At 55.2% G+C, this 24,205-nt stretch carries 25 protein-coding genes; 14 read left to right on the top strand and 11 right to left on the bottom strand.

The window, feature by feature from the left end:
- The first annotated feature begins 70 nt into the window (after nt 1–70).
- On the top strand, nt 71–535 hold the full coding sequence (locus AC1AY0_RS05340; protein WP_476525002.1) for a tripartite tricarboxylate transporter TctB family protein: 465 nt from the start codon (nt 71–73) through the stop codon (nt 533–535).
- Between the two features lie 169 nt (nt 536–704).
- Here AC1AY0_RS05340 and AC1AY0_RS05335 read toward each other — a convergent pair whose 3' ends face one another.
- Complete coding sequence (locus tag AC1AY0_RS05335) at nt 705–2,198, bottom strand: hypothetical protein (protein ID WP_476525000.1); 1,494 nt, start codon at nt 2,196–2,198, stop codon at nt 705–707.
- A gap of 233 nt (nt 2,199–2,431) precedes the next feature.
- Here AC1AY0_RS05335 and glgA point away from each other — a divergent pair, with 233 nt between their 5' ends.
- The 3 genes from glgA to AC1AY0_RS05320 all read left to right on the top strand — a co-directional run bounded on the left by glgA (nt 2,432) and on the right by AC1AY0_RS05320 (nt 5,614).
- Nucleotides 2,432–3,679 carry a glycogen synthase gene (gene glgA / locus AC1AY0_RS05330; protein ID WP_476526009.1) on the top strand — a complete coding sequence of 416 codons (1,248 nt, stop codon included), beginning with the start codon at nt 2,432–2,434 and terminating at the stop codon, nt 3,677–3,679.
- Nucleotides 3,680–3,809: 130 nt separating this feature from the next.
- Entirely contained in the window at nt 3,810–4,658 is an 849-nt protein-coding gene (locus AC1AY0_RS05325; RefSeq protein WP_476526008.1) for an ABC transporter ATP-binding protein, read from the top strand.
- Nucleotides 4,659–4,771: 113 nt separating this feature from the next.
- The gene (locus AC1AY0_RS05320; protein ID WP_476524997.1) at nt 4,772–5,614 is read left to right on the top strand and encodes an HAD family hydrolase; all 843 of its coding nucleotides are present in this window, start codon (nt 4,772–4,774) and stop codon (nt 5,612–5,614) included.
- Between the two features lie 4 nt (nt 5,615–5,618).
- Here AC1AY0_RS05320 and AC1AY0_RS05315 read toward each other — a convergent pair whose 3' ends face one another.
- The 3 genes from AC1AY0_RS05315 to AC1AY0_RS05305 all read right to left on the bottom strand — a co-directional run bounded on the left by AC1AY0_RS05315 (nt 5,619) and on the right by AC1AY0_RS05305 (nt 7,951).
- Nucleotides 5,619–5,753, bottom strand: coding sequence for a hypothetical protein (locus AC1AY0_RS05315; protein WP_476526007.1), 135 nt, complete (start codon nt 5,751–5,753; stop codon nt 5,619–5,621).
- 320 nt (nt 5,754–6,073) lie between these two features.
- Nucleotides 6,074–6,925, bottom strand: coding sequence for an SDR family NAD(P)-dependent oxidoreductase (locus tag AC1AY0_RS05310; protein WP_476524995.1), 852 nt, complete (start codon nt 6,923–6,925; stop codon nt 6,074–6,076).
- A gap of 177 nt (nt 6,926–7,102) precedes the next feature.
- On the bottom strand, nt 7,103–7,951 hold the full coding sequence (locus AC1AY0_RS05305; RefSeq protein ID WP_476525039.1) for an aldo/keto reductase: 849 nt from the start codon (nt 7,949–7,951) through the stop codon (nt 7,103–7,105).
- A 334-nt stretch (nt 7,952–8,285) separates the two neighbouring features.
- Between AC1AY0_RS05305 and tenA the strand changes: the two genes are divergently transcribed.
- On the top strand, nt 8,286–9,023 hold the full coding sequence (gene tenA, locus AC1AY0_RS05300) for a thiaminase II (RefSeq protein WP_476524994.1): 738 nt from the start codon (nt 8,286–8,288) through the stop codon (nt 9,021–9,023).
- Between the two features lie 140 nt (nt 9,024–9,163).
- A complete protein-coding gene (locus AC1AY0_RS05295; protein ID WP_476526005.1) occupies nt 9,164–9,670 on the top strand; it encodes an aminoacyl-tRNA deacylase in 507 nt (168 codons plus the stop codon).
- Here the strand turns inward: AC1AY0_RS05295 and AC1AY0_RS05290 are convergent.
- From AC1AY0_RS05290 to AC1AY0_RS05270, 5 genes are all read right to left on the bottom strand, one after another.
- Nucleotides 9,638–10,003: a phage holin family protein gene (locus AC1AY0_RS05290; protein WP_476524992.1), complete on the bottom strand. Its 366-nt coding sequence runs from the start codon at nt 10,001–10,003 to the stop codon at nt 9,638–9,640. The two genes, AC1AY0_RS05295 and AC1AY0_RS05290, sit on opposite strands and share 33 nt — an antisense overlap.
- 9 nt (nt 10,004–10,012) lie before the next feature.
- Nucleotides 10,013–10,531: an MscL family protein gene (locus AC1AY0_RS05285; RefSeq protein WP_476524991.1), complete on the bottom strand. Its 519-nt coding sequence runs from the start codon at nt 10,529–10,531 to the stop codon at nt 10,013–10,015.
- A gap of 37 nt (nt 10,532–10,568) precedes the next feature.
- Entirely contained in the window at nt 10,569–10,868 is a 300-nt protein-coding gene (locus tag AC1AY0_RS05280; protein WP_476524990.1) for a DUF2316 family protein, read from the bottom strand.
- A gap of 125 nt (nt 10,869–10,993) precedes the next feature.
- Complete coding sequence (locus AC1AY0_RS05275) at nt 10,994–11,953, bottom strand: aldo/keto reductase (protein WP_476524989.1); 960 nt, start codon at nt 11,951–11,953, stop codon at nt 10,994–10,996.
- A gap of 227 nt (nt 11,954–12,180) precedes the next feature.
- Nucleotides 12,181–13,599, bottom strand: a complete 1,419-nt coding sequence (locus AC1AY0_RS05270) for an MATE family efflux transporter (RefSeq protein ID WP_476526003.1) — start codon at nt 13,597–13,599, stop codon at nt 12,181–12,183.
- A 223-nt stretch (nt 13,600–13,822) separates the two neighbouring features.
- Between AC1AY0_RS05270 and AC1AY0_RS05265 the strand changes: the two genes are divergently transcribed.
- The 4 genes from AC1AY0_RS05265 to AC1AY0_RS05250 all read left to right on the top strand — a co-directional run bounded on the left by AC1AY0_RS05265 (nt 13,823) and on the right by AC1AY0_RS05250 (nt 18,782).
- Entirely contained in the window at nt 13,823–14,533 is a 711-nt protein-coding gene (locus tag AC1AY0_RS05265; protein ID WP_476524987.1) for a LuxR C-terminal-related transcriptional regulator, read from the top strand.
- Nucleotides 14,512–15,807 carry a sensor histidine kinase gene (locus AC1AY0_RS05260; protein ID WP_476524986.1) on the top strand — a complete coding sequence of 432 codons (1,296 nt, stop codon included), beginning with the start codon at nt 14,512–14,514 and terminating at the stop codon, nt 15,805–15,807. Before AC1AY0_RS05265 ends, AC1AY0_RS05260 begins: the two co-directional genes overlap by 22 nt.
- A gap of 559 nt (nt 15,808–16,366) precedes the next feature.
- The gene (locus AC1AY0_RS05255; protein WP_476526001.1) at nt 16,367–17,953 is read left to right on the top strand and encodes a glycosyltransferase family 39 protein; all 1,587 of its coding nucleotides are present in this window, start codon (nt 16,367–16,369) and stop codon (nt 17,951–17,953) included.
- A gap of 202 nt (nt 17,954–18,155) precedes the next feature.
- Nucleotides 18,156–18,782, top strand: coding sequence for an ASCH domain-containing protein (locus AC1AY0_RS05250; RefSeq protein WP_476524984.1), 627 nt, complete (start codon nt 18,156–18,158; stop codon nt 18,780–18,782).
- On the opposite strand, the gene AC1AY0_RS05245 is transcribed toward AC1AY0_RS05250, so the two are convergent.
- Nucleotides 18,750–20,135, bottom strand: coding sequence for an MFS transporter (locus tag AC1AY0_RS05245; protein WP_476525999.1), 1,386 nt, complete (start codon nt 20,133–20,135; stop codon nt 18,750–18,752). The two genes, AC1AY0_RS05250 and AC1AY0_RS05245, sit on opposite strands and share 33 nt — an antisense overlap.
- 656 nt (nt 20,136–20,791) lie before the next feature.
- Here AC1AY0_RS05245 and AC1AY0_RS05240 point away from each other — a divergent pair.
- A complete protein-coding gene (locus AC1AY0_RS05240) occupies nt 20,792–21,361 on the top strand; it encodes a hypothetical protein (RefSeq protein ID WP_476524042.1) in 570 nt (189 codons plus the stop codon).
- Between the two features lie 402 nt (nt 21,362–21,763).
- Complete coding sequence (locus AC1AY0_RS05235) at nt 21,764–21,988, top strand: hypothetical protein (RefSeq protein WP_476524043.1); 225 nt, start codon at nt 21,764–21,766, stop codon at nt 21,986–21,988.
- Nucleotides 21,989–22,067: 79 nt separating this feature from the next.
- Here the strand turns inward: AC1AY0_RS05235 and AC1AY0_RS05230 are convergent, their stop codons facing one another.
- On the bottom strand, nt 22,068–22,922 hold the full coding sequence (locus AC1AY0_RS05230; protein ID WP_476524045.1) for an EamA family transporter: 855 nt from the start codon (nt 22,920–22,922) through the stop codon (nt 22,068–22,070).
- Between the two features lie 237 nt (nt 22,923–23,159).
- Here AC1AY0_RS05230 and AC1AY0_RS05225 point away from each other — a divergent pair, with 237 nt between their 5' ends.
- Complete coding sequence (locus tag AC1AY0_RS05225) at nt 23,160–23,345, top strand: hypothetical protein (protein ID WP_476524046.1); 186 nt, start codon at nt 23,160–23,162, stop codon at nt 23,343–23,345.
- Nucleotides 23,345–24,145: a DUF1287 domain-containing protein gene (locus AC1AY0_RS05220; protein WP_476524047.1), complete on the top strand. Its 801-nt coding sequence runs from the start codon at nt 23,345–23,347 to the stop codon at nt 24,143–24,145. The genes AC1AY0_RS05225 and AC1AY0_RS05220 overlap by 1 nt, the downstream gene beginning before the upstream one ends.
- The last annotated feature ends 60 nt before the right edge of the window (nt 24,146–24,205 follow it).

Below are 24,205 nucleotides of genomic sequence, written 5' to 3'. Positions count from 1 at the left end.
CATTGCCATAGTTTCGTGCGTAGGCGAGTATTATAGCCAACAGTGTCATCGTTGAGACAGGAGTAGATCAATGCCGAATCGTGCAGAACGTCGTGCCCAGGCTAAGGCTAATCGCAGGGGAGTGCCTTCACAATACGACCAGACTCAGGGTCGTGGTCGTTCAGGAATGATTGACGAATATCAGCTGCAGCAGAAGTCCATCCGTCTGCAGGAAGGTACGGACGGTAAGGAATGGAAGCCGAGCGGCGGCAAGGTTGAAGAGACCGAAACCCTGCTGACCACCAATCCGAACTATACGAATCCGAAGATGTTCAAAGCACCACATTCAGTTCGCCAGTGGTTCCGTGTGGGCAGCTGGACGCTGATTGCGCTGGCCATCATCGCTTTCTTTGTGGTGATGTGGCTGCCGAGCCATCCGATGTGGCTGATTGCTACTGTCTCCGGCGTGTTTATTGTCGGTGTGGTCAGCCTGTTCTTCACTGCAGGCAACTCCAAGGACAATCCGAACCTTGATCAGAATGGTACCGCCGTCTGATTGCACGCAGATAGATGAAAACCGTCATTATGTACGCGGCTGAACGAGCTTGCCGCAAACATAATGACGGTTTTTGCGTCTAAAACATCACTATGTTTGCGGGAGTACCGTTGAGCCGCGTACATAATGACGGTTTGAGTGTCTAAAACATCATTATGTACGCGGGAACTTACTGAATCGCCTCGCATTCGCCTCGATGAATAGCTTCGGCGGCCTTATCCGTGTAATCATTCATCAGGTACTGCTCATGATGATTCTGCGCGGCATATTCGGCACTCTGCTTAAGCCAATTAGCATCGGCGCCAAGGTATTTGATGGCATAACTATTGGTCACGCCTTCGAAACGGTTCACGCCATCCTGCATCACTACCGGCGGCTGAATTGTGCCGCAGTACATGTGGATGGCATGGTGCGCAAGCTCATGGCGAATTGCTGCGGCCGGGGCGTAATCCGTATCCCATCCATTGGCGTCCGTATTGGCGTAAATAACATTTGGCGTAACTGGGCAATAATATGCAAACGTCTCTTTATCTTCGAGTGCCTGCATATCCGGATTATTCGAGGAAGACTTTGTGCAGTATTGCTTGCCGGCATTGAAATCCCAGTTGATCTGCAATCCTGCAAGTTCAACGATTTTCTGTGCGCTCTCACGGTAATTGGAACCCATGTTGTTAGCTGCAGCTGCAATCTTGGGTTCCAAATCAGCCCACAAAGGCTTTAATTCCACGGAATTCTGACCATCAACCGTGTACGTGTCGCCATTGGCACCCTTAAGCGTGACCTGTACGCCGAGCGGTTCGCCTTTCTTAAAATGCTCCTCTACGGTATCCGTATCGGTTTTGTAAGACGCGATTACATCGTCCATTTCGTCAGCATCGATGCCGATGGTATCTCCGATGAGTTGCAAATTATTGGAGTATTTACCTAATACTGCGATGAAATCAGTGACGTATTTACCGCCGTCATCCGTAATCGGAATGCGGTATTTATCCATGAAGCCTTGCAAGTCATCAAGCGCTTCTTGACTGTACTGCTCGTACTTACCGTTCACATACTCGTACGTTGTTTGGTAAGAAGGACGATCCTTCATTGTGATGTATGTGACTTTTGGCTGAGTCTCCTGCTGTTGCTCCGATTGACTCTGAGCCTGCTGAACAGCATCATTCAAGGCTTTGTTTGCCATGGCGGAAAAGCCTGCGGCAATAGCTGCAAAGAGCAGTACCGGAATCAGAATCACTGAAATCACGATGGCTGCAATGCCGCCGCCGCTCAGTCCGCGCTTTTTTCTTCTCTGTATTGGTTGAGTGTAATAGTACGGAGATTGAGTCGGTTGTGGATTAGTGGATGCATGTGCATTCTGATAATGCACACCAGACTGCTGGTAGGGGTGAGGTTGCTGAGTATATGGATATTGCTGAGGATTCGTAGGGCCAGAATACTGCGTATATGGATTCGGCTGCTGTTGATTGCCTCCTTGTTGAGCAGGGCCGCCGTATTGCGCACCATACTGTGCTCCATACTGATTGGGCTGAACGGGTTGGTGAGGTTGGTATGGATTAGATTGTTGCCTGTATTGGTTGGATTGAGTGGGACTATTGGATTGCCCATATGGCTGAGACTGCGGTGGCTTGCCATAGGGGTTTTGTGGTTGTTGCTCGGTCATGATTCCCCTTCTGTTGAGACCTGTGCAAGTACTGTCTAGTTTAGGCGAGGAATGTATGCATAGTCCAGTATTGCGTTCGTGAATGCACGAATTGATTCGAGCATGGTTTAGCGGGATCATTGATGGCGAAGTTAATGCAAAACGCACGTCGGAAGTTGTGCGTTTTTGCGGGTCTTGTGCTTTAAAGTAGAACTTGCTTCCAGTGTTCTGATGAAAGAAGGAGAGGCAGTCCAATGAAGGTCGACATTCTCACCCGCGAATACCCGCCGCACGTTTATGGTGGTGCAGGCGTGCATGCTGAGGAGCTGTCCAAGGTTCTGGCTGAACGTATCGATGTAACCGTACGCGCCTTTGACGGCAAGCGCACCGAAGCTGATGTGCCGGCGATTCCGAACGCCGCTGAAGCCAAGGGTAGCCTGAAGGTTGTGGGCTATGACACCCCGGCTGAACTAGCTGATGCGAACGGTGCACTGAAGACGTTCGGTGTGGATCTGCAAATCGCCAATGATGTCGATGCCGATATCATCCACGCACACACTTGGTACGCCTGCCTTGCCGGCTACTTGGCCAAGATGCTGCATGGCACCCCGCTGGTTATTACCGCCCACTCTCTGGAACCGTTCCGCCCGTGGAAGCGTGAGCAGCTCGGCGGCGGCTACAACCTGAGCTCCTGGGCCGAGAAAGATGCCTATGAGCATGCCGACCGCGTGATTGCCGTTTCCGGTGGCATGCGCAACGATATTCTGACCGCATACCCGAATCTCGACCCGGATAAGGTGGTTGTGGTCTACAACGGCATCACTATGTCTGAGTTCGCCACCCCGGCAGATGATGATCCGGGCTGGAAGGTCTTTGAGCGCTACAACATTGACCGCTCCAAGCCGACCCTGCTGTTCGTAGGCCGCATCACCCGTCAGAAGGGCCTGCCGTACCTGCTGAAGGCTCTGCACTTCGTGGACCCGGGCATCCAGATTGTGCTGTGCGCCGGTGCTCCCGATACGCCGGAGATTATGGAAGAGGTCAAGAACTCCTTCGCCGAGCTGGACAAGGAACGCGGCAACATCATCTGGATTGAGGAGATGCTGCCGAAGAACGAGCTGTCCGCTCTGGAACATGGCTGCGACGCCTTCATCTGCCCGTCGATTTACGAGCCGTTGGGCATTGTGAACCTTGAAGCCATGGCTTGCGGTCTGCCTGTGGTGGCTTCCGCAACCGGTGGTATTCCTGAGGTTGTGGTGGATGGCGAGACCGGCTTCCTGGTCCCGATTGATCAGCTGCACGATGGTACCGGCACCCCGACTAATCCGGACAAGTTCGTCCATGACATGGCCGACGCCATCAACAAGATCATGGCCGATCCGGAACTTCGCAAGAATATGGGCCAGGCCGGCTACGAGCGCGCCCGCGACGTATTCAGCTGGGAGTCCATTGCTGACGAAACAGTCAAGGTCTACCAGTCCGTACTCGACGAGCAGAAGTAAGTCGAGTTCAGCCTCCCTCTGACGAGGGAGGTGGCACGCGCAGCGTGACGGAGGGAGAGACATCGTCTACAGGACGAGCCTCTCCCTTCATGTTGTTATTACAACTGCTATATGTTCTAGGATTTTCACTATGCCTACCGAAGTTCTCAAACTCGATAACGTTGAATTCCGCCGCAATCGCCGCGTAATCATCACCGACGTGAACCTGACCGTCAACGCAGGGGAGCGGTGGGTTTTGTTCGGGCCGAACGGCATCGGCAAATCTACGGCGGTGGGCATGCTCGCTACGCGCACCTTCCCTTCGGAAGGCCGAGTATTCATTCTTGGCCACCAGCTTGGCAAATACGATGTGTTCAAGCTGCGCACGCGCATTGGTTTAGCCTCCGCTGACTTGGGCCGTCAGTTCCCGGATTTCGAAGATACACTTGATGCCGTAGTCACTGGTCTTTCCGCTGTGACCGGCCGCTGGCAGGATACGTACACCGAAGAGGAGTACGCGCGAGCCCGTGGTCTTCTGCATGATTTCCGCGTGGGCTACTTGGAAGGCAAGCAAATGTGGCGCTTGTCCGAAGGCGAGCGCACGCGCGTGCTGATTGCTCGTGCTTTGATGGGTGACCCGGAATTGTTGATTATGGATGAGCCGACCACTGGTCTTGATTTGGGTGGTCGCGAGCAGGTGATGCGCACGTTGAGCCGTATTGGTGAGGAAAGCTCCAATCGCGCGGTGGTGTTGGTCACGCATCGACTTGAGGAGATTCCGGCTGGCTTCGACCATATCGCCATCATGGGCCGCAAGCCAATTCCCGCTGAGGATGCCACCGCCGAAGGCGTGGACGTAATGGGCAACCCGGGTGCTGGAACAATCGTCTATTCTGGTCCGCTCGAAGAAGGCCTAACCGACGAGCGCCTCTCCGATTTGTTCGGCATGCCCATCGAAGTGGAGCACAGTCACGGCCGCTGGTCTGCCTACGCAGTGTGATTTATTGTGCCGGCTGAGTGGTGGTTCATGGCGAATGGTTGGTGAATTATTCGCCGAATGATTGATTGTCATGAACTATTGTCGGTAATGAATGTTGCATAACGGGGGTATTCATGACTACGAGCAAACTGGTTTTTCTGGATATTGATGGCACGTTGGCGGATGAGAATCATCGGGTTCCTGAATCCGCGCAAGCCTCCTGCCATGAGGCGCAGCGCAACGGGCATAAGTTGTTCATCTGCACCGGCCGTTCGATGCCGAAGATCGAGCGCAGTATCTTGGATCTTGGCTTCGATGGTGTGGTGTCTGTAGCTGGCGCTCAGGCGAATGTAGGCGATACACTGCTCTTCCAGCATTTGGTGCCGCCTGCTGCGGTGGATGCGGCAATGGAGTATTTCAAGCTGCATCACATTGAAAACTACCAGTGGCAGGGTGCGGACGGCATGTATATCTCCGAAGGATATCGCCGTCATTTGGAATCTAAAGGTATGGCGTTCAACCGCGGTGAATTCGCAAAGTTCTGGCATTTGATTGATGAGATTGAAGTGTCGTTCGGCTCTACGCTTGGCCAGACCATTCATGTGAGCAAAGGCTCCTACTTCACTGGTCCGGAACCGGATGTGACATTTGAACAAACCAAACAGGATTTGAGCCCATGGTTCGAGTTGGTGCACGGTTCGTATGACAAGATTTCCCCGAATAATGGTGAGCTGCTGATTAACGGCATCGACAAGGGCACCGCTGTGCGTGATGTTGCCGATGCGTTGGGATATTCCATCGCCGACACGATTGCAATTGGCGATTCCGATAATGACACCGCCATGCTCAAGGCTGCAGGCACATCCGTGGCTATGGGCAATGCCATTCACGGCATCGAACAATTCTGCAACCTACAGACCACTGATATTCACGACAACGGCATAGCCAACGCCTTCCGCACACTCGGCCTGATATGAGCCATCAGCGAAGCTGACTGAGGGAGGCAATCACGAACAACGCAGAACACAGCTCATATCTATCGGTGGCAATCGCACAGTTCACACGGTGGCCCGTGAGCCGGAGCGCAACCTTCAAATCATCAATGGATTTGCCCATGATGCAGCTGATAAAGGAGCACTGCAGAATCGTCGCTTCGCTGACCCACAGCTTAAGACTGTAAGCGAATTACAACCAAAGAAGTCGTAAAGGAATTACGTATGGATGAGCGATGGTTGAAAGCATTGCGAGCTAAGAACATTACAGTCAGAGGACAATCAAACGACGGTGAAGCTCGTGTAAATGGCAAGAATGTGAACACATACAAAACGGCCGCGCACGGAGCATCGAACACATCGATGAGGCATGCGCAGCCGTTCAAAGCCACCGGCCATAAAGGCGGTATCAGCAGGCAGGGAAGCTGAATCGATTTGCCGGTTTTAATACACCGAGTAGCCGCCGTCGACCTGCAGATTGGTGCCGGTCACATAAGACGATGCATCGCTGGCGAGGAACAGCACGGCAGAGGCGATTTCCTCGTTAGTGCCGAAACGATGCATTGGCACCGGAGCGGTCATCATGTCATGCGCTTCAGGCACGATACGGCCCTCGAAAATACCGGACCACACGTATCCGGGCGAAATCGCATTCGAACGGATACCGTACGGGGCAAGCGCGGCAGCCAAGTATCGTGCGTACTCGTAGATTCCAGCCTTGGACGCGCCATAAGCAGCTACCGGCGAAGGGCCGCCGGCGATGAAGTTCGCGTTGTGTGCGGACAGCGACGAAGTGAAGACCAGCGATCCACCATGATTATGTTCGCGCATGATGTGCTGCGCAATCTGCGCGGTCAGATATGCGCCAGTCAGATTGATATCGATGGTCTTCTGCCAAACCTCATACGGTTCATCCGCGTCATCGCCAGGCACATTCACACCGGCGTTGATGAACGCCACATCAACTGTGCCAAGCTCCTCAACCAGTGAAGTCTTCAATGCATCAACCTGTGCCTTATCAGACACATCGCAGTACAGCGGCACAACCTTCACGCCGTATCGCTCAGACAGTTCCTTAGCCAACGGTTCAAGAGTTTCCTTGGTGCGCGGCAGATCAACAATCGCCACATCGGCACCGGCTTCAGCCCAAGCCGCGGCCACATTGCGGCCGAGACCGCCAGCACCACCAGTCACGAAACCTTTCTTACCAGCCAGAGAGAAGCGATCCATGATGTGATGGTTCGGATCTTTCCATTGATCGAGGGGATACTGATCGAATACTGAAGCGTCCGTCATAATAGTTCTCCGTTCTATTCGGTGGCGGCGTCATTGTTGCCATCAACAGAGCGAGCCTATCACAGACAATTAGGTTATCTGCGATAGGCTCGCATTAAAAGTTTAGGAAGTTAACATTTTCACAATGTGCGATGTATGCTGACTTTCCATTGTGATTGTTGAAGTCACAGCCGAGAGTCAGTCTTCCTCGTGCCAGTGCGGATCCTGCTCGAAGGTACGACCTTCCGGATTATCCATGGCAGCGATATCCTGCATATCCTGCTCGTCGAGCGCGAACCCAGTCAGATCAAGGTTGGCACGTTGACGTTCGGGATTCATGGACTTCGGAATCGCCACATCACCCAGTTGCAGATGCCAGCGCAGAATCGCGGCCACAGGGGAGACACTGTGCTTTTCGGCGATGCGCACGATGGTCGGATCCTTGAGCATCTGATTCGCACGGCCCAGTGGACTCCATGCCTCGGTGATGATGCCGTGAGCATCGTCATAGGCGCGCTGCTCTGCCTGCTGGAAGAACGGATGCAATTCCACCTGATTCACAGCCGGAGTCACACCAGTGGCGCGAATCAGCAAATCGATATGGCCAGGCAGGAAATTGCTCACACCAATATGCTTCACAATGCCTTGTTTCTGTGCATCGACCAAGGCTTGCCAAGCTTCCACGAACTGGCCCTGTGACGGGTTCGGCCAGTGGATCAGATACAGGTCAATGTAGTCAAGTCCCATACGAGCCACCGATTCCTCGATGGTTATGCGAGCCTGATCATACTGATGGTGACGTCCCGGCAATTTCGAAGCCACAATAATGTCTTCACGCGGCACTTCGGACTCGCGGATGGCCTTGCCCACCACGCCCTCGTTCTCATAGTTGAATGCGGAATCAAGCAGACGATAACCGACCTGGAGTGCGGACTTGATAGCCTCGACGCCTGCAAAACCATTGACCTTATACGTGCCGAAGCCGATTGCCGGAAGCTCCAGCCCATCATGCGCCTTGCGAACCGGAATCGCTGGTGGTTCCATCAATGCCATACCTACTCCTTTGTTGTCGTTCTGTTGCGACATGGCATGTGCGACATCGCTATTCACAATGCTCACTATAGTGACGCGGACTTGCTGATTATTGCATTTCGCGGGCCGTGGAGATGCTGTTGCAAACGGCTTTGACCCCGTATAATAAGGCGCGTTGCAGGGGAACCCGGCGAGTACGTGATCTGCGTGCAATTGGATGTGATTGCTGTGCGATTGCGATGTGAGTGCACGTGATTTCATGGAATCGCGTGAGAAGCAGTCTGGGTTGAGATAGGCGTTACGCCTGACCCTTGGAACCTGTTGGCTAACACCATCGAAGGGAGCAATTATGGCATTCGACGCCGCTGCATTCGGCCCAATCACATTCAATCATCTGCCGCCATTCGCCCAGCGTTTGCGAGACGCTGCAAACCTGGTTTGGGAGGAAGGCTATAATCAGCCGTTCCTACGCGAACTCGGGCATGGCACACTAGCCCGCGAGAAGTTCGCGTTCTACCTGTTGCAGGATTACCGCTATTTGAACGACTATGCCAAGGTGCACGCGTTGGCGCTCACCAAGACGCAGGATCCTGAAGTGATGCGATTCATGGCGAACGTGCAGAACGCCATTTTCAACGTGGAATCTGCCATGCATCGTAAATACATGGCTTCCTACGGCATTAGCGTCGAAGAAATGAACAATGTTCGTCAATCCGCGTTCGCCCGCGCGTATACATCGAACATTCTTTCCATCGCATACGGTAACCCGCTTGTTGACATTCTGGTGGCAGTGCTGCCTTGCGCATGGGTATACGCCGACTATGGGCAGCGTCTGGCCGCTGAATTCGCCGATACGCTTGACGCCAACCCATACAAGAGCTGGATTGACATGTATAAGACAGAAGAGTTCTGGAGCTCATCCGCCTGGCTCATCGAGCACATTGAAGAGCTGACGAAAGACCTGAGTGAGGAACGCAAGCAGGAGCTCGTGGATATTTTCGTCACCGGCGTAGAAAACGAATACATGTTCTGGGCCTCCGCATACGACATGCAATACTCGTGGAAGCCAGAATGGGATGTGCGGTAGTAGTCGGTGTGCGCACATTGGTGACGGTGTGTATGTTCAACCGCGTACATAATGATGATTAGAAGCCTGAAATCGACATTATGTACGCGGGATCTTCGCTGAACCGCGTACATAATGATTCTCAGATGAGATGGACACACATGAATAGCAAGTATGAGGCGATACGGCAATTCGTAGCCGAGCATAGTGATCGTGCCGAGCTCATTGAACACGAGACGGCAATTGTGGATTTGATATCCGGCGCGCAAGTGTTCGATATCAATCAGGCGGCTGCAACTTATATTGTGGAAGCAAAGGAAGGCGTGTTCGCCGTGGTTGCCTGTGCGGCGGCTCATCTGAAATGGCGTCAGCTGGGGCGCGAGTTGGGATTGCATCAGATTCATCTTGCCGCGCCGGACGTGGTCAAAGATCGCACCGGTTATGACGTGGGCACGGTTGGACCACTGTTTTTAAATGATTTGCCAATGTACGTAGATCGACGGCTACTCACACACAGCAATGTGTACTGTGGCACCGAAGATCCGCATCACACGCTTGCCATCGACCCGCAACTCATCATCGAAAACAACGCCATAGCCGGCTACTTCAACGGCGAAGATTTCGCCAAACCTGTTCTATTCGCCAATAATCGAACCGACGATGCCTGACACGATCGCCATGATGAGTGAACCGATTACCGACCACCAGAAGCCTTGAATAATCACGCCCACGTCAAACAGGGAGAATGCCAGCCACGAGGCAAGCTCCATGAACAGCCAGTTAAGAATCAATGCAAACAAACCGAAACTCAAAATCGAAATCGGCAAAGCAAGTAGATGAACAACTGGCTTGATGGAGGCGTTAATCAACGCCATAAACAGTGAGAATGCCGCAACACCAAGAATCGGTGGTTCACCCACCGCCACCATGCCGGGCAGCACGGCGACCATGACGGCCGCCGCGATGGTCAGCACCAGCCAACGGATAAGAAATTCTTTCATATCACCTGATTATTCCAGTGCGGATGTCATCGGACTGTGATGGTCAGAAACACTGTTAGAAACACTGTGTGCCTCAGAGTTGGATTGAACGAGCTGATCGCGAATTTCGGTGAGCAGCGCGATGGTCTGTTCGTCGACGCTGGGCTTGTTCGGCTGTTCAGCGGCTTGCGCAGCCTGCTGCTCGGCTTCGTCCGCCTCTTGCTTGAGCTTGGCCTTGACCAGCAGTGCGTCGGACATATCGCGGAACTTATTGATCGGCACCAGAATGAAGAAGTACACCGCCACCGCAATCACCAGGAAGTTAAGCAGCGCACCCAGAATAGCGCCAAGAGATACGGTGGCACCGTTGAACGTGAACGCCAGCAGTCCGCTCATATCCGGCTTGCCGAAAATCATGGCAATCAGCGGATTAATCAGACTGTCCACGATTGCGTTCACCACTGCGGTGACCGCACTGCCCATAACCACGCCGACCGCCATGTCGATCATGTTGCCTCGCGAAATAAACTTCTTGAATCCGTCAATCATATTGAATGCTCCTTTCTCATAATGACCGAAAACAGGTTCAGTCGATTTCACCTCGGTCGATGATGTTGGCATCAAGGAACCAGTAGTCGTGTGGGTCACCGCGTAACGCCGTGAATGGATTCAATTCCACGCCCTGTGCCGTAGCCTGGGTGAGTAGATAATCACGGATTATCCACGGGTATTCCAATACTCCGGATTTAAGATTGATGATTCGCTCCACGGTATCGCCATCTACGCCGAAATCTCGGCCGATGCTCTCGGTAGTCAATCCCAGTCGGTGCATATTCTCATGGAATTCGCGAATCGTCGCCGCGCGCTGCTCATTAGTTAAAGACATAACGTTTATCGTAGTCGAGATAATTGCTAGGCAGTTAGGATTAAAAACGCCATGGCGCCTGTTTGCTCACGATATTGAGTAGAGCATACGCCACGACGTTTTTCACTGCATCTAGATATTTTTGATTACTTGGTGAATGGCTCGGATGCCTTGTCAAGCAAAGCGATTTCATCTGCAGTCAAATCAAGCGAGACAGAATCAATCAATGCCGGCAGCTGTTCTGGCGTACGGGCTGAGGCGATAGGGCCGGCAACTTGCGGACGGTGACGCAACCATGCCAGCGCAACCGTTGCGATTGCCGTGCCATGCTCCTTAGCGACCTGATCAAGTGCGTCAACGAGTGCAAAACCATCATCGGTCAGATAATCGGCCACCATACCCTGACGAGCCTTGCCTTCGGCATCGGCTGCCGAACGATACTTGCCGGTTAGGAAACCAGCGGCCAGCGAGAAGTACGGGAACACCGCCAAGTTCTCGCGCTCGGCAACCGGTGCGAGCGTACGCTCATAGTTGCCGCGGGTCACCAGATTGTAGTGAGGCTCCAGCGCAACCGGCAATGCATAATCATGCTCGCGGGCAATCTGGAACCATTCCTCAATACGATCTGCAGTGTAGTTCGACAAGCCAATCGCACGAATCTTACCAGCCTTGACCAGTTCGTCGAATGCGGCGGCAGTCTCCTCCAATGGAGTGTTCTTATCGTCGAAATGAGCGTAATACAAATCAATCGTATCGATGCCGAGGCGCAGCAGCGATTCATTTGCGGCGGCAATCACATTGTCATGAGACAGGCCTTTGTACTGCGGGTGTTCGCTGACCTTCGTGGCAATAACCACGTGGTCGCGATTGCCGCGCACTGCCAGCCAGCGACCGAGAATAATCTCGGATTCACCGCCTGCATTGCCTGGCGCCCATGCTGAATATACGTCGGCAGTGTCGATGAAGTTACCGCCTGCCTCCACGTAGGCGTCAAGCACGGCACGGCTGGTCTGCTCATCGCTCGTCCATCCGAATGTATTGCCGCCTAGCACCAGCGGATACACTTCGAGAGCACTGTTGCCCACTTGAACTCGTTGCTCGGTCATGATGATCGTCCTTTCCTTATAACAACGCTCCGAATTCTCGAAAACTTGGATTGTCATGACATGTCACGTGAATCATGGTTCCGGCATGCCCGGTGACGATTGCGCAACGCGTCACCATTATTGTTGCGCTCGATTGTGCACATCGGCTCTGCAATTCCGCTACCGGCGGACAGCTGGTATGTTGCCGGCAAAGAAAGTATCAGGCGTATGCAATAAACGTTAGGAAATTATTGGTGCAGTATCTTTGACTGCACATTACGGATACGCGGCCTCAACTCAGGCAGCATCACCATGAACAGCACTATGGCAAGTGCAGCGGTGAGCAAATCAGCCACAGCCTGTGCGGCAATCACACCCTCATATCCGAACCATCGCGAGCCGACAACCAGCGTAAGCGCAAGCATCACACCTTGTCTGCTGATGGATAGTATGAATGCACCAAGCGCCTTGCCGGTTGACTGGAATGTGCATGTGGTCACCATTACCACCGCCACGCATACGAGGCTCAACAACTGCACGCGAAGCATGCCCGCGCCCAGCGTCACGATAGCATCATCGTTGATGAAGAATCGCATCAGCATACGATCGGCAAGACTCAATACCACGGTCATGCCGAGTGCGAATAGGCAAAGGAACACGTATGAGAATCGCATGATGCCGCGAAGTCGGTTCATATTGCGCGCACCGAAGTTATAGCCGATAAGAGGCTGAGCGCCAAAGGCGAAACCAGCGAATACCAGTACGGCAATCATGACCACTTTCAATGCGATGCCCATTGCCGCCACAGCATCTGTGCCATACGGCAAGAGGAATAGATTGACCATGACTATTCCCACGCTCTGCGTGAGATTCGTAATCGCCGCAGGAATGCCAATGGCGAAGATGCTGCGAATCTCATGACCGGTGATATTGATGGCGTGAGCGATACGCGTGATATTGCCGGTTGGCTGAGCAGCCCTGGCAATCATCAATTTCGGATGAATGGACAGGTTCTGGCTGCGTGCAACAAGGAACCATACGTAGTAGATATCAGTGCAGATATTGGCGATTACCGTTGCGCCGGCAGAGCCCAAGGCACCCCAGCCGAACACGTGGATGAACAACGGATTGAGCACGATGTTAACGACGGTGCCAGCCATCGAACCGATCATGGATTGGACGGCATGGCCCTCGGTGCGCAGCAGATTCGTGGGCGTCATCGAAACGATGATGAACGGTGAACCGATGATAATCAGCGTATAGAATTCGCTGGCATACTGCCGGGTTCCTTCGGTGGCGCCCAGCAAGTCAAGCATCTGTGAGCGGAACACTAGGCCAAGAATCGTGATGATAATGCCAGTGGCAATGGCTGCATAGAAGCAGAACACACTGAGACGTTTGCCGTCCGCGTAGCGATGCTGGCCGAACAAACGGGAGATGACCGAGGCGCCGCCAAGACCGAAAATATCGCCGAGCGCGATCATCACCGTAAATACAGGAGCGGTCAGTGAAACGCCAGCGACCATATTCGTATTGCCGGTATGAGCAATGAAATAGGTGTCAACCAGGTTATACACCAGTGTGACCAGCATGCTGAGCACCACTGGCATTGCCAGCGAGAAATACGCTTTGGGAATAGGCGCCTTTTCAAACAACGCATTATCCATGGCCTCATTTCCTTTCTCGCTTCTCGCACGTATAGCCGATTGATATCTGGAATATCACGGGCATCATAGCCGGCACAGTGCGGACAATCGACACGCCAATGCGTGAGAGAGGAAGGTATTCATCAGCATCTGAAGGAATTCGGAGGCGTCTCCTACGAACCGATGAGCATTGCCGCCGATATATGATGTCCTCTGACTGTTGTGCTGTTTCGAGGTGATGCATATGTATGACGGGGAGCGTTTCAACGTCGCGGTGGTGGACAACGACCAGTTGACGCTGCGGATGTTGACGTTGCTGGTCCGGCGTGAGCTACCTCAAACCACCGTGATTTGGACATGCCGCCGCGGACAGGATGCAGTCGAGCGATGCCTGTCAGCTGCATCACGACCGGATGTGCTGTTGGTGGACATGTCGCTGGAGGGAATAGGCGGCGTGGAGGTGTGCCGACGGGTACGTGCAGCGACGCCCGACGTAGTGCTCATCGGCATCACATCCTTCTCGTTGGAACATTACGCCGCTGACGCCCTGGCTGCGGGCGCACAGTGCGTGATGGACAAGGCTCGGGTGAAGGATATTTGCGATGCAGCGGTCACATTGGCCAACGGTCGAATTCCGCGGACGCGATATGTGTCCGATCTGACCGCGGCCCAGTCGCATGCGTTGCTTGCGGCGGAGGCTGAGCTCGGTAACGCCGATGATTCTGAGACTCGGCCGGCTACGGTTACCGTAGCCGCAGATGCTGCAGCGCTGCTGACGGAGCGTGAACGCGAGGTCATGCGTTTGTGTGCCGAGGGCAGGAATTCACAGGAGATTGGCGTGATGCTGGGGATTGGCGAATCGTCGGTAAAGACATATGTGATGCGTGCGGCACGCAAGCTAGGCGCGAAGAACCGGACGCAGGCGGTGGCCGAATGGATGATGTTGCAGGATTGATTGCGAGAACAGCCGCGGGATTGGGCAAGCGGCGCAAGATTGTTGCGGCGTGGGTTTTCCGACCGCGCAGCATCATGGCGTTCATTGCCGTGGTCGCCGTAGGACTGACCGTATTGGAGATGGTGGTGTATCCCGCGCATCTGCCCGTCACGACAGTGCTATCGGTGGTGCATGTGGTGTGCGTGCTAGCGATGCCATGGAAGCCACGTCCGATGGCCATGGCGGTGGTGAGCACATTCATGGTGTGCTGCTTGCTGCCAGATATGGGTGGGTCGAGTCTGCTGTTCGGCACGTTTCTGGCCGTGGCTGTGCTTGGCCTGTATACAAAATCGTGGGCCGGCTGGCTGTGGCCGATCTGCATCTGCGTGGTGCGATGGATGAAATTCGTTGCCGATGGCATCGGCGTGGACGAGTATGCGACACTGTTGATGGTGTTCGTTGGACTATATGCGGTGGGGCGCGCACTGTCATGGAGAGATGCGGCCGGCCGCGCGGAGCGTGACCGTCTGCGCTACGAGCAGGCTCGGCAGCGGTTGGAATCGATGAAACGCGACCAGTTGGCGGCGAGCCGGATACACGACGCGGTGACGAACAATCTCGCGTACATGGCCATGCGTCTGGACTATGAACGTTCGTGCGAGACCGATGCCGAGCGCATCGCGATGCTCGACGACCTTCACCAGCGCGCGATCAACACGCTTGGCGAGGTACGTACGGTTATCAATATGCTTGACGGCGATGATGCGGGTAGTGGCAATGGTGCTGATGGAAATGCTGTCAGCACTGATGACAATGTTGATGGAGACGTTGCTTGCGGCGACTTCCGCTATGGTTCATTCACGGAACGGATTCACGACGAGATGAAACGAGGCGACCAATATCTTGTCCAACTGGGATTCGTCGGGGATTCGACCTTGGCCGATGCGTGCTCGCTGAACGGCGATGCGTTGCTGCAGGGCCGTGCAGAGAAGGAACGATTGGACGCGGCCGTCGCATTGCTGCGCGAGCTATACACCAACATTGCCGTGCATGGCGATTGTTCCGGAACATACAAAGTGGTTGTGCGCTGCAACATCGATACGCTGGTCATCGATCAGGTCAATGACATCGCTACACGTTCTCTGCTGCCTGACAAACCGCATTCCGGCAAAGGTCTGACCCTGCACCGCAATCGATTCGCCTCACTCGGCGGTGCTATCCACACCTGTGCCGAAGACGGCACCTGGATTCTCCACGCGTTGATGCCGCTTGCAGAGCAGACTGCCCTCTCGTAGATCATCCTGTCGTCTTTGGTTGACGTAATTCCCTTTGGCTGGCACGACAATTCAAACCGCGTCATGATGATGCTTGTGTCATGCGATTGCTTGACGCCAGTTGCGCCCATGACAACGGCGCTTTCATGATGCCGTTATGCCAGTTGGATGCTAGATGACAGACCAGGTTGGTTCTTACGGCAGTTTGTCAAGGAGGACGTATGGAACCTAACTCAAATCCGGAATCGCACTGACTGGTGCCGTTGCATCCCTGAACAACAATCAGGGGTGCAACGGCACGTAATCAGGGATGATACAGGCACGTTCTCCGTGTAATGAACGCACACTGGAATTGTGCGGCACAGGGCTGTGCGGACGATTCACACAGCCGCGAATCATCAAAGGAAAAGGGGCATGAATCATGGTCTATGGACGGAATCGTTCGTCAGGTAGACGCGCCGCATGCACTTTCGTAACACGATCGCGTCGTGCCGAGGCAACATCCAATTGCAAAACTGGCATGTACGACAAACACGTCATCGGACGCAGCTGCGGTGATGATACTTTTCCCTCTGCGTCAATGTCTCCCGCAATCTTTTTTGTGTTGACCGTGTGCTGCGCGCTGTCGACGACCGTGCTCAGCTGGCTGATGGGACGGAATCAATCGCTGTGGTTCGACGAACAGTACTCGCTGATCCTGGCAAGCCAACCCGTGCCGCGGCTGATCGCGCTCACCGCCGTCGACGCGCATCCGCCGTTGTACTATCTGCTGCTCAAAGCATGGCTGACTATTGTGGGCGAAGATGTTGAGTTGTTGCGGATACCGAACTGCGTATGCCTCGGACTTGCGGTGGCCGTGACGATTCTGCTGATGCGTGACCTGTGCGGCGAGAGCACGGCGATGGCGTGCATGCCGATGATGATGTGCTGTGGGTTCATGCTGCGATACGGCTACGAGCTGCGCATGTATTCGCCGGCGATGCTGTTGACCGTGGGCGGCACGATGCTACTGTTACGTGCGGTCGGCGTGACCGGGACGTGTGATGCGCGACATCGCATTGTGCGGTGGATCGCGTATGCCGTGACTGTCGCACTCGGCATGCTGACGTTGTACCTCACTGCATTCGTATGGCTGACGCACGTGATATGGCTTGTCGTGCGATCATGGCGCATGCGACGTCTGTCCGAGTGGCGATGGCTGCTCGCCTACCTCACGTCGGTTGACCTGTTCCTGCCGTGGATGCCGGTGTTTCGGAGCCAGCTCGACAATTCTGTGTTACCGCCGGTACGTCGTCGCACGAACATGTCCGGCGTGGCGAACACGCTCGACATCCTTCTGCTTGGCATGACGGAAACGGAACTGCCGTCAATCGTTTCGCTGCTGATCGGCGTCACGATGACGCTGATCGTCAGCATACTCATCGCGGAACGGCTGTGCATGCGGACGTGGGGTCTGCCGCAACCATCGGCATCACAGCAATACACATCCACGCCATCCGCATCGCAACAGTGCGTATTCTCGCAGCAGCCCATCGCGGCCACATGGCTGATCGTCATGCTCGCCGTCGTGCCGACGGCAATGTTGATGGTCTGGTCCGCCGTCAAGGAACTGTCCAGCGGCGGCTACGGCATGTTCTCCGTACGCTATCTGATCGTCGCCGCACCGTTCGTTTATGCCATGATCGCGCTGTCATGCGTTCTCGCGCATCGGATGTGCGGCCGTCGCATGTTGCTCGTCTACGCTGTGGCGCTCGCGATATTGGCCTCGGGAACGATCGTGTACGGCGTACGCGGCAACCACAGTTTCGACCGCAACGATACGCCCGGATCGGCAGCGCTCAGCCGACAGGTCGTCTGCTCAGCTGAGCAGCCGGTAATCGCTCAGGACGAGTACACGTACATCGATGCATACTGGTACTACCGCGACTGCCCGTACTACTACTTCCTCGACGCAAACGACGTGCCCACGCGCGGCGGATACGCGCCGCTGCACGGTTCCGCCGCGCAGTTGCACGCCATCGACGATCTCAGCGCCGAACGCTTCACACTGCTGTCATGGTCCACGACGCGCGACTACGACAAACTGATCGGCGGAACGACGAGCGGGTGGATACAGGCCGGCGTCATCAAACGCGACGCGAACGCGGCCGTCTCATATCGCCGATGATTGTCTCAGCGGTGTGTGATCAGGACTGTGGAAGGCTGTATTCGGGTTTTTGCATGAGGTTATGCCATTGCACAGTGGCTAGCCAGGTGGATGTCTGCGGCCATGGCGTCGTCTTTAGACGACGGATATCCCGTTTGATTGGCGCGATGTTGGGATCGGCAGCATTATTGATGGATATGACTGCCGGGAGGGAATGATGAGATTGGTCAATGAAGCATGGAACGCCGATCCGGAGCATGCGGATTTGCCGAAGGCGGAGTTCATGATGCCCGGTCCGGAACGTGACCGGCTGGTGCGGCTGATCCTCGACGGCACGAAGACTGCGACCTCCGCGTTGCTGCTCGACTACACGTCGTGCGGCGAGCCGCTGCCGCAGGTTGGTGACCGATCCGTGTTGGTCGACTCCAACGGACAGGGTGTGGCGGTATTGACCACCACCGATGTCGCCGTGACCCGCTTGGGTGACGTGACCGACCGTCAGGCGATGGACGAGGGCGAAGGCGATACGACCGCGGAGCAATGGCGGCGCACGCATGAGGCGTTCTGGAACTCCGACGAATACCGCGCCGGATTCGCCGACCCGACGTTCCCGATCGACGACGATACGCTTGTCGTCTTGGAGCACTTCACGGTGACGGAGCGCCGCATGGCCGCCGCGGACGTCGACATGGATGTTGCCGCGAACCGTATCGCCAATACGAATGGAGGATCCCGGAACATGTCCGATGAGCCGGCGGAAATACACGTCTGCGAAAGCCTTGATGAGGTACGTGCCAATATCGACTGCCACGTGCGTTTACAATTCGGCTTCCTCCCACTGGCTGGGTAACGGGATATGCCGAGTCGGGGTCGTGCAGGCGAGCGCCAGCCCTGCTGCGGCGCAGATAACGACTAGTATCATGACTGCGCGGAAGCCGAGTCCCGGGGTTTGCAGCAGCCAGCCGACCAGCGCTGGGGTGAGCGCGCCGGGCACGCCTATCGTGGTCTCGAACACGGTGGAAACGCGACCCTGCATGTCATCGGGCGTGCGGCCGTAGATGAAGCCGAGTTCGCCAGCGTTCAGCGCGGGGAACAGCAGCGATGTGGCGCTCATGCATGCGACAATCACCGCGTATGAGCTGGTGAGAGTGAGCGGGATCATTGCCACTGTGAGCACCGCGAAGGTGAGGATGATGAGCCGGCCGGTGGGAATGTGCTCGACCAGCCATCCAGCAGCGAGCGAGCCGATGAACGCGGCGATACCGGTGAACGTGTTGACCAGTCCGATGAGCGCGGGATCGGTGCCGCGTTCGGCGAGCATGATTTGCACGCCGATGATACTGCCGTAGCAGGCCACGTTGACGGTCGCGCCCTGCGCGATAGCTGCAAGTATCGTGCGTCGAGTCAGCGTCCACCGCCATCCTTCAACGAACTGCGTGAAGAACGACGGGGTAGCATCCTGCATGGCATTCATTGCCATTGCAGGCGCTGTTGCTGTATGCGTATCGGTTCTTTGCGGCAGTGCGAGCGCCGTGACAGTGGCGATGCCATACAGTGCAGCGGAGGTGAGGAACGGGCACCAGCCAGCGATTCGGTACAGAAGTCCGCCGATTGCGCCGCCGGACAGTTCCACGCAGGATTCGCGTGCTTCTCGTATCGCCTGCGCCTTGGCGAACCGGTCCATCGGCACGATCGACTTCAGCATTGCATCATTGGAGGGTCCGAGCAGTCCGTTCATCACTGCGAAGGCTGTGACCATTATGGCAAACAGGGGAGCGGACATCATGCCTGTGGCAAGCACCGCCGTCGTGGCGATGGACAGTCCCGCGCCGATGATGCCAAGCAGAATCATGAGCCTACGGCGATCGTGCCGGTCGGCTATCGCCCCGCCAATGGACATCAGAACCAGTCCGATGGCGGATTCGATGGTGACCAGCAGACCGGCAACGAATGGGGATCCGGATACGGCCAATCCGACCAGCGGTATGGCGAATGTGCGCAGACTGACCGCGAACACGTCGGCCGTATCGGCGGCGAACCAGTTACGATAGGCGCGCACGTGCCACAATGACTGGGGCGATTTCGCCGCATCGGCGTGATGCTGTTCGCCGGATATTGTTGCAATGTTTTCAATGGGGGAGTCGTGCGGTGCTGTGGATGTGATGTAGGCATCGGGAATGGGATGGGTGGTATCAGTGTTCATGACAGACTCGTTTCATTCATGCGCCATGATTGATTCCCGTCGAGTTTGCAACTGACCTCGTGATGAGCGTGATTGGATGGTGCAATCAAAAGGGAATGTCATGGCGACGTTTCGGTGTGATTTCGCATAACGAATCATTGCGGTCGCACGCCGACTGCGGCGTATGATCGCAACGGAAGTATCGGTCGGGATGATGCCGGCCGTTAGTCGTATGCGAACGACACCAAAACGTGGTACATATCCGCTCCTGTTGCTGTCTAAGATCGGGCGCGACGATCAGCAATGAACATCGCACAGTGCCGTGTGTAACTGCATTCCATTATCGCACGCAAATGATGTCATGCTGCTCTCTTCGCCAGTACTGGCCGGGTGCGCAAAGTGCGCTAAGTATGTGCGAAGGGCGTTTCACCGTTGCTATGCCAGGATAATGATTGACTGACATTGAGGGTGTCGTCCGAGAGAGGAAAATGACTGCCTGCAGCTCCCTTGTAGTCTTTAGACGACGTAATCGCCTTTTGGCTAGCATGGATGCTTGATCAGCGTCATGATTGTTCCATGTCATGCGATTGCTTGACGCGATGTTGCCCACGCTCATTGGGTGTGTCAGCATTGGTGATATGCATGGGCTTGCGGAGACTCAAGGAAGAGGGACGATCATGGCCGTCAAGAACACTCAGGACTCCGGTAGTGGGCGTGCGGGCATGAGCGAGGGTCGGCTGCAGATGTTCATGGCGGCCGGCACCATTGCGTTGTATTCCGTCGTGCTCACGGCATGCGCTCTTATTCGGTATGGGTGGGGTTCGGAGCGGTTCTGGGACTTTGGGATGACGGCGGCCATGTTCCTGGTGGCGTCCATCCTGCTGGTGATGGGTGGGATCGCCTATAGCGGCAAAGTGGCCGAGCGACTGGAGCCTGATGCGCGCGGTCAGCTGCTTGACTATAGGTCCGATGCCGTTGCGGGGAGGATTCTGTTCGTCGTTTGCGTCAACCTGTGTGTCGACATGCTGGCCGTCGCCATGGTGTTCCAATTCGCGACATTGCAGTATCTGGCATTGGGTCTGGGAATGGCCTGCGTGCTGTACGTGGTGATTTCGATCATCGTCAGAGCCTATTGGGGGAGTGACATGAATCAGAAAAAGGACTCAACCGGGATGCATTCGGCGGCTGGCGATTCTGAGAAGGCTGCGAAGCCCTCGGCCAATCGGTTTGCGAACAATCAGAAGTAGTTTTCGCCAGATGACATGGGGTTGATTGTCGTTCACGCGAGTCTTCCATCACATATCGGCATGGGCGTAGAGTCGATGGGAAGTATGTAGGGACGGCATCACATGTTGTGATTAGAGGCACTATGGCGAAGGTTGGTATGAGCAACCTGTTGGAGGCCAATGGTCTTCGCTTGGGGTACACGGCGAGGACGGTCACGGTCACCGAGCCGGCGACCGGGTTCAAGATCGTGTTCAATAATGACGGCACCGTGAGAAGCAACACGTTCCCGATGGAAGGAATCTTTGCCATTGGTGGAGGGTTACTTCAAACGCGCCTATCCGTTCGTGGAGGATGCGCGCGAAGTGGATCGTGAATATGCCTGAGATCTGGTTTGAAGATGTCGTCGGATATGAGAATTTTATGTGACCAGCAATGACGGCGGCCACGGCGTGCATTTTCATATCAAGCGTAACGACTCGTACCGGCTCGCGAAGTTCGTGTTGACCGCCGATGGTGACGTGGTCGTGGATGCGACCACGCTGGACGCCAAGACGACCAGGAAGATCCAGCTGTATATGCGTCGTAACTGGAACGGTTTCGTGCAGGCATGGCGCAGTTTCTTCGGTAATTGCCACTTCGACAGGTAGGGGAGCGTCGGCGAGCGGAAGGCCGCTTCGTCACTGAAGGATCTGAAAGGCTTCGGCGTCCGGCCATCCCTGTGCCGTTCTACGCCTGACTGCCGGATGCCCACACAAGCAGCGCTCCGGCGAGGGAAACGACGATGACGCCGAGGACGGCCACCGGCGTGATGGTCTGCCGCAGGATTAATGCGGCGATGATGACGCTCATGGCCGGGTCGATGGAGAACAATGTGCCGACCACGCGTGCCGACGTGATGCGTCCGGACAGTGTGTCCATTGTGTAAGGGATCGCGACTCCCAGCACAGCCGAAGCAGCGATAACGCCCCATTGGGCGGGTATCGTATGTGCGGCGTGGCCGATGGATATCGGTAGTGTGACAAGAGCGGCTACCGTGACCGATAAAGCGAGCCCGTCCAGCCCGGTGCCCGCCTTGCCGACCTTGTCCGCGAACAGCGTGTACAGGCCGAAGCAGAAGGCCGACCCCAATGCGAACAGGTAGCCCGCCGGATTGAAGTAGCCTCCCGGCGTAAACGAGATCAGCCCCACGCCCATCAGCGCAACCACCGCGCACAGGCCTTCGCGCCAGTGATGTGAACCGGCTAGGGCGACCACGCATGGGCCGAGGAATTCCAAGGTGACGGCCACGCCCATCGGGATGCGATCGATGGCCGAGTACAGGCAGATGTTCATCGCCGCCATCGCCAGCCCGTAGACCACGATGCCCAACCATTCGCCTTTCGACCGGCCAGACAGCTTGGGCCGAATGATTACGAGCATGACCATCGCCGCGACGAGCATACGCATCGAGCTGACCGGAATCGGACCCAGCGCATCGAACAACGACGCCGACAAGGATGACGAGGTCTGAATACCCAACGATCCGACTGTCACCATGCCCGCCGCAAGCAGCACCTTGCTACGCATCTTCAAAGGTTTCATTGTGTATCCCCTCCTGAAGAGAACAATCTACTCGGTGGGTAATCTGCTCAGTCGGCAATGCGACTGCCCTATGTTCTCGTCGTCCAAGAGGAACCGCGGCGATTCCGGGGTATTGCCACGTTCCCCTAAGGCCGGGAGATCGGAATTGTGTCATCTATAGATGACAGCCGCACCGTCGTATGCCGCACAGAAGATAACCTTTACCAAAGCCGCAAAGTACGGCGCTACCATAAAACCATGAGTATCAATTGGTGGCGAGTGGCCCGAATCGCTTGCTATGTACTATTGCTGATTAGTGCTATCGGTGAGAATCTATTGCTCGTTGTGATCGCTGCGGTTGGGATTGCACTGGATATAGCCGAGTACTTCTGGGAACGCCATATGCGCAACCGGAATAACCAGCAGTCTGCAGGCAAACAGTGATGCAACATAAGGTTCACCGCCGAACGAAGCTGATTGTTGCTGTCGCAATTATCTTGGCATTGGTATTCGGTGGAGCACTCGCCATACGGCATATGACAGGCCTGCCTTGGCAATCGATGGCGAGTGCCATCGCATCCCGGATATCAAAGACCACATCAGCCAATACCTCACAAGGTTCAGATGCTTCGACAATGTCGGCGGATGAGGCTGACCAGAAGTATCCAAAAACGGTGAGCCCGGTTGATTTCAATAACAATGGCGTGGACGATTACGCGGATATCGTTACCGGTGCGCGCAAGGATGCGCAAGCCAAGCCGCAGTATGATGACGGCTACTACCAGGGCGGCTATCCGCCTGATAACCGTGGCGCTTGCACCGATTTGGTATGGCGTGCATTCCGCGAGGCCGGCTATGATCTCAAGGCCATGGTAGATGCTGATGTTGCTGCCGACCCGGCCAGCTATGCTGCAGTGGCATCGAATCCAGATCCGAACATTGATTTTCGTCGTACTGGCGTATTGGATGTGTTCTTCGCCAAATACGGGCAGAGCCTCACCACTGATCCTACGGACAAAGCCTCATGGCAGGGTGGCGACATCGTGGTCTTCAATCACACCAAACACATTGGCATCATTTCGGACAAGCGTGACGGCAACGGCATCACATACGTGCTGCATAACATGGCGCAGAACAATCGCGAAAACGATTATCTGGCATTCGCGCATCACATGAGCGTAACCGGACACTATCGGTTTGACGCATCCAAAGTGCCGGCAAGTGTGCTCAAAGCCTGGCAATGATTGGATGCCACAGAATAATCGGCACTACATCGTGGCAAGCAGATAATACAACCACGTGAT

This window comes from Bifidobacterium sp. LH_416 (genome assembly GCF_056357055.1).
This window is presented reverse-complemented; position numbering and strand designations above follow the sequence as displayed.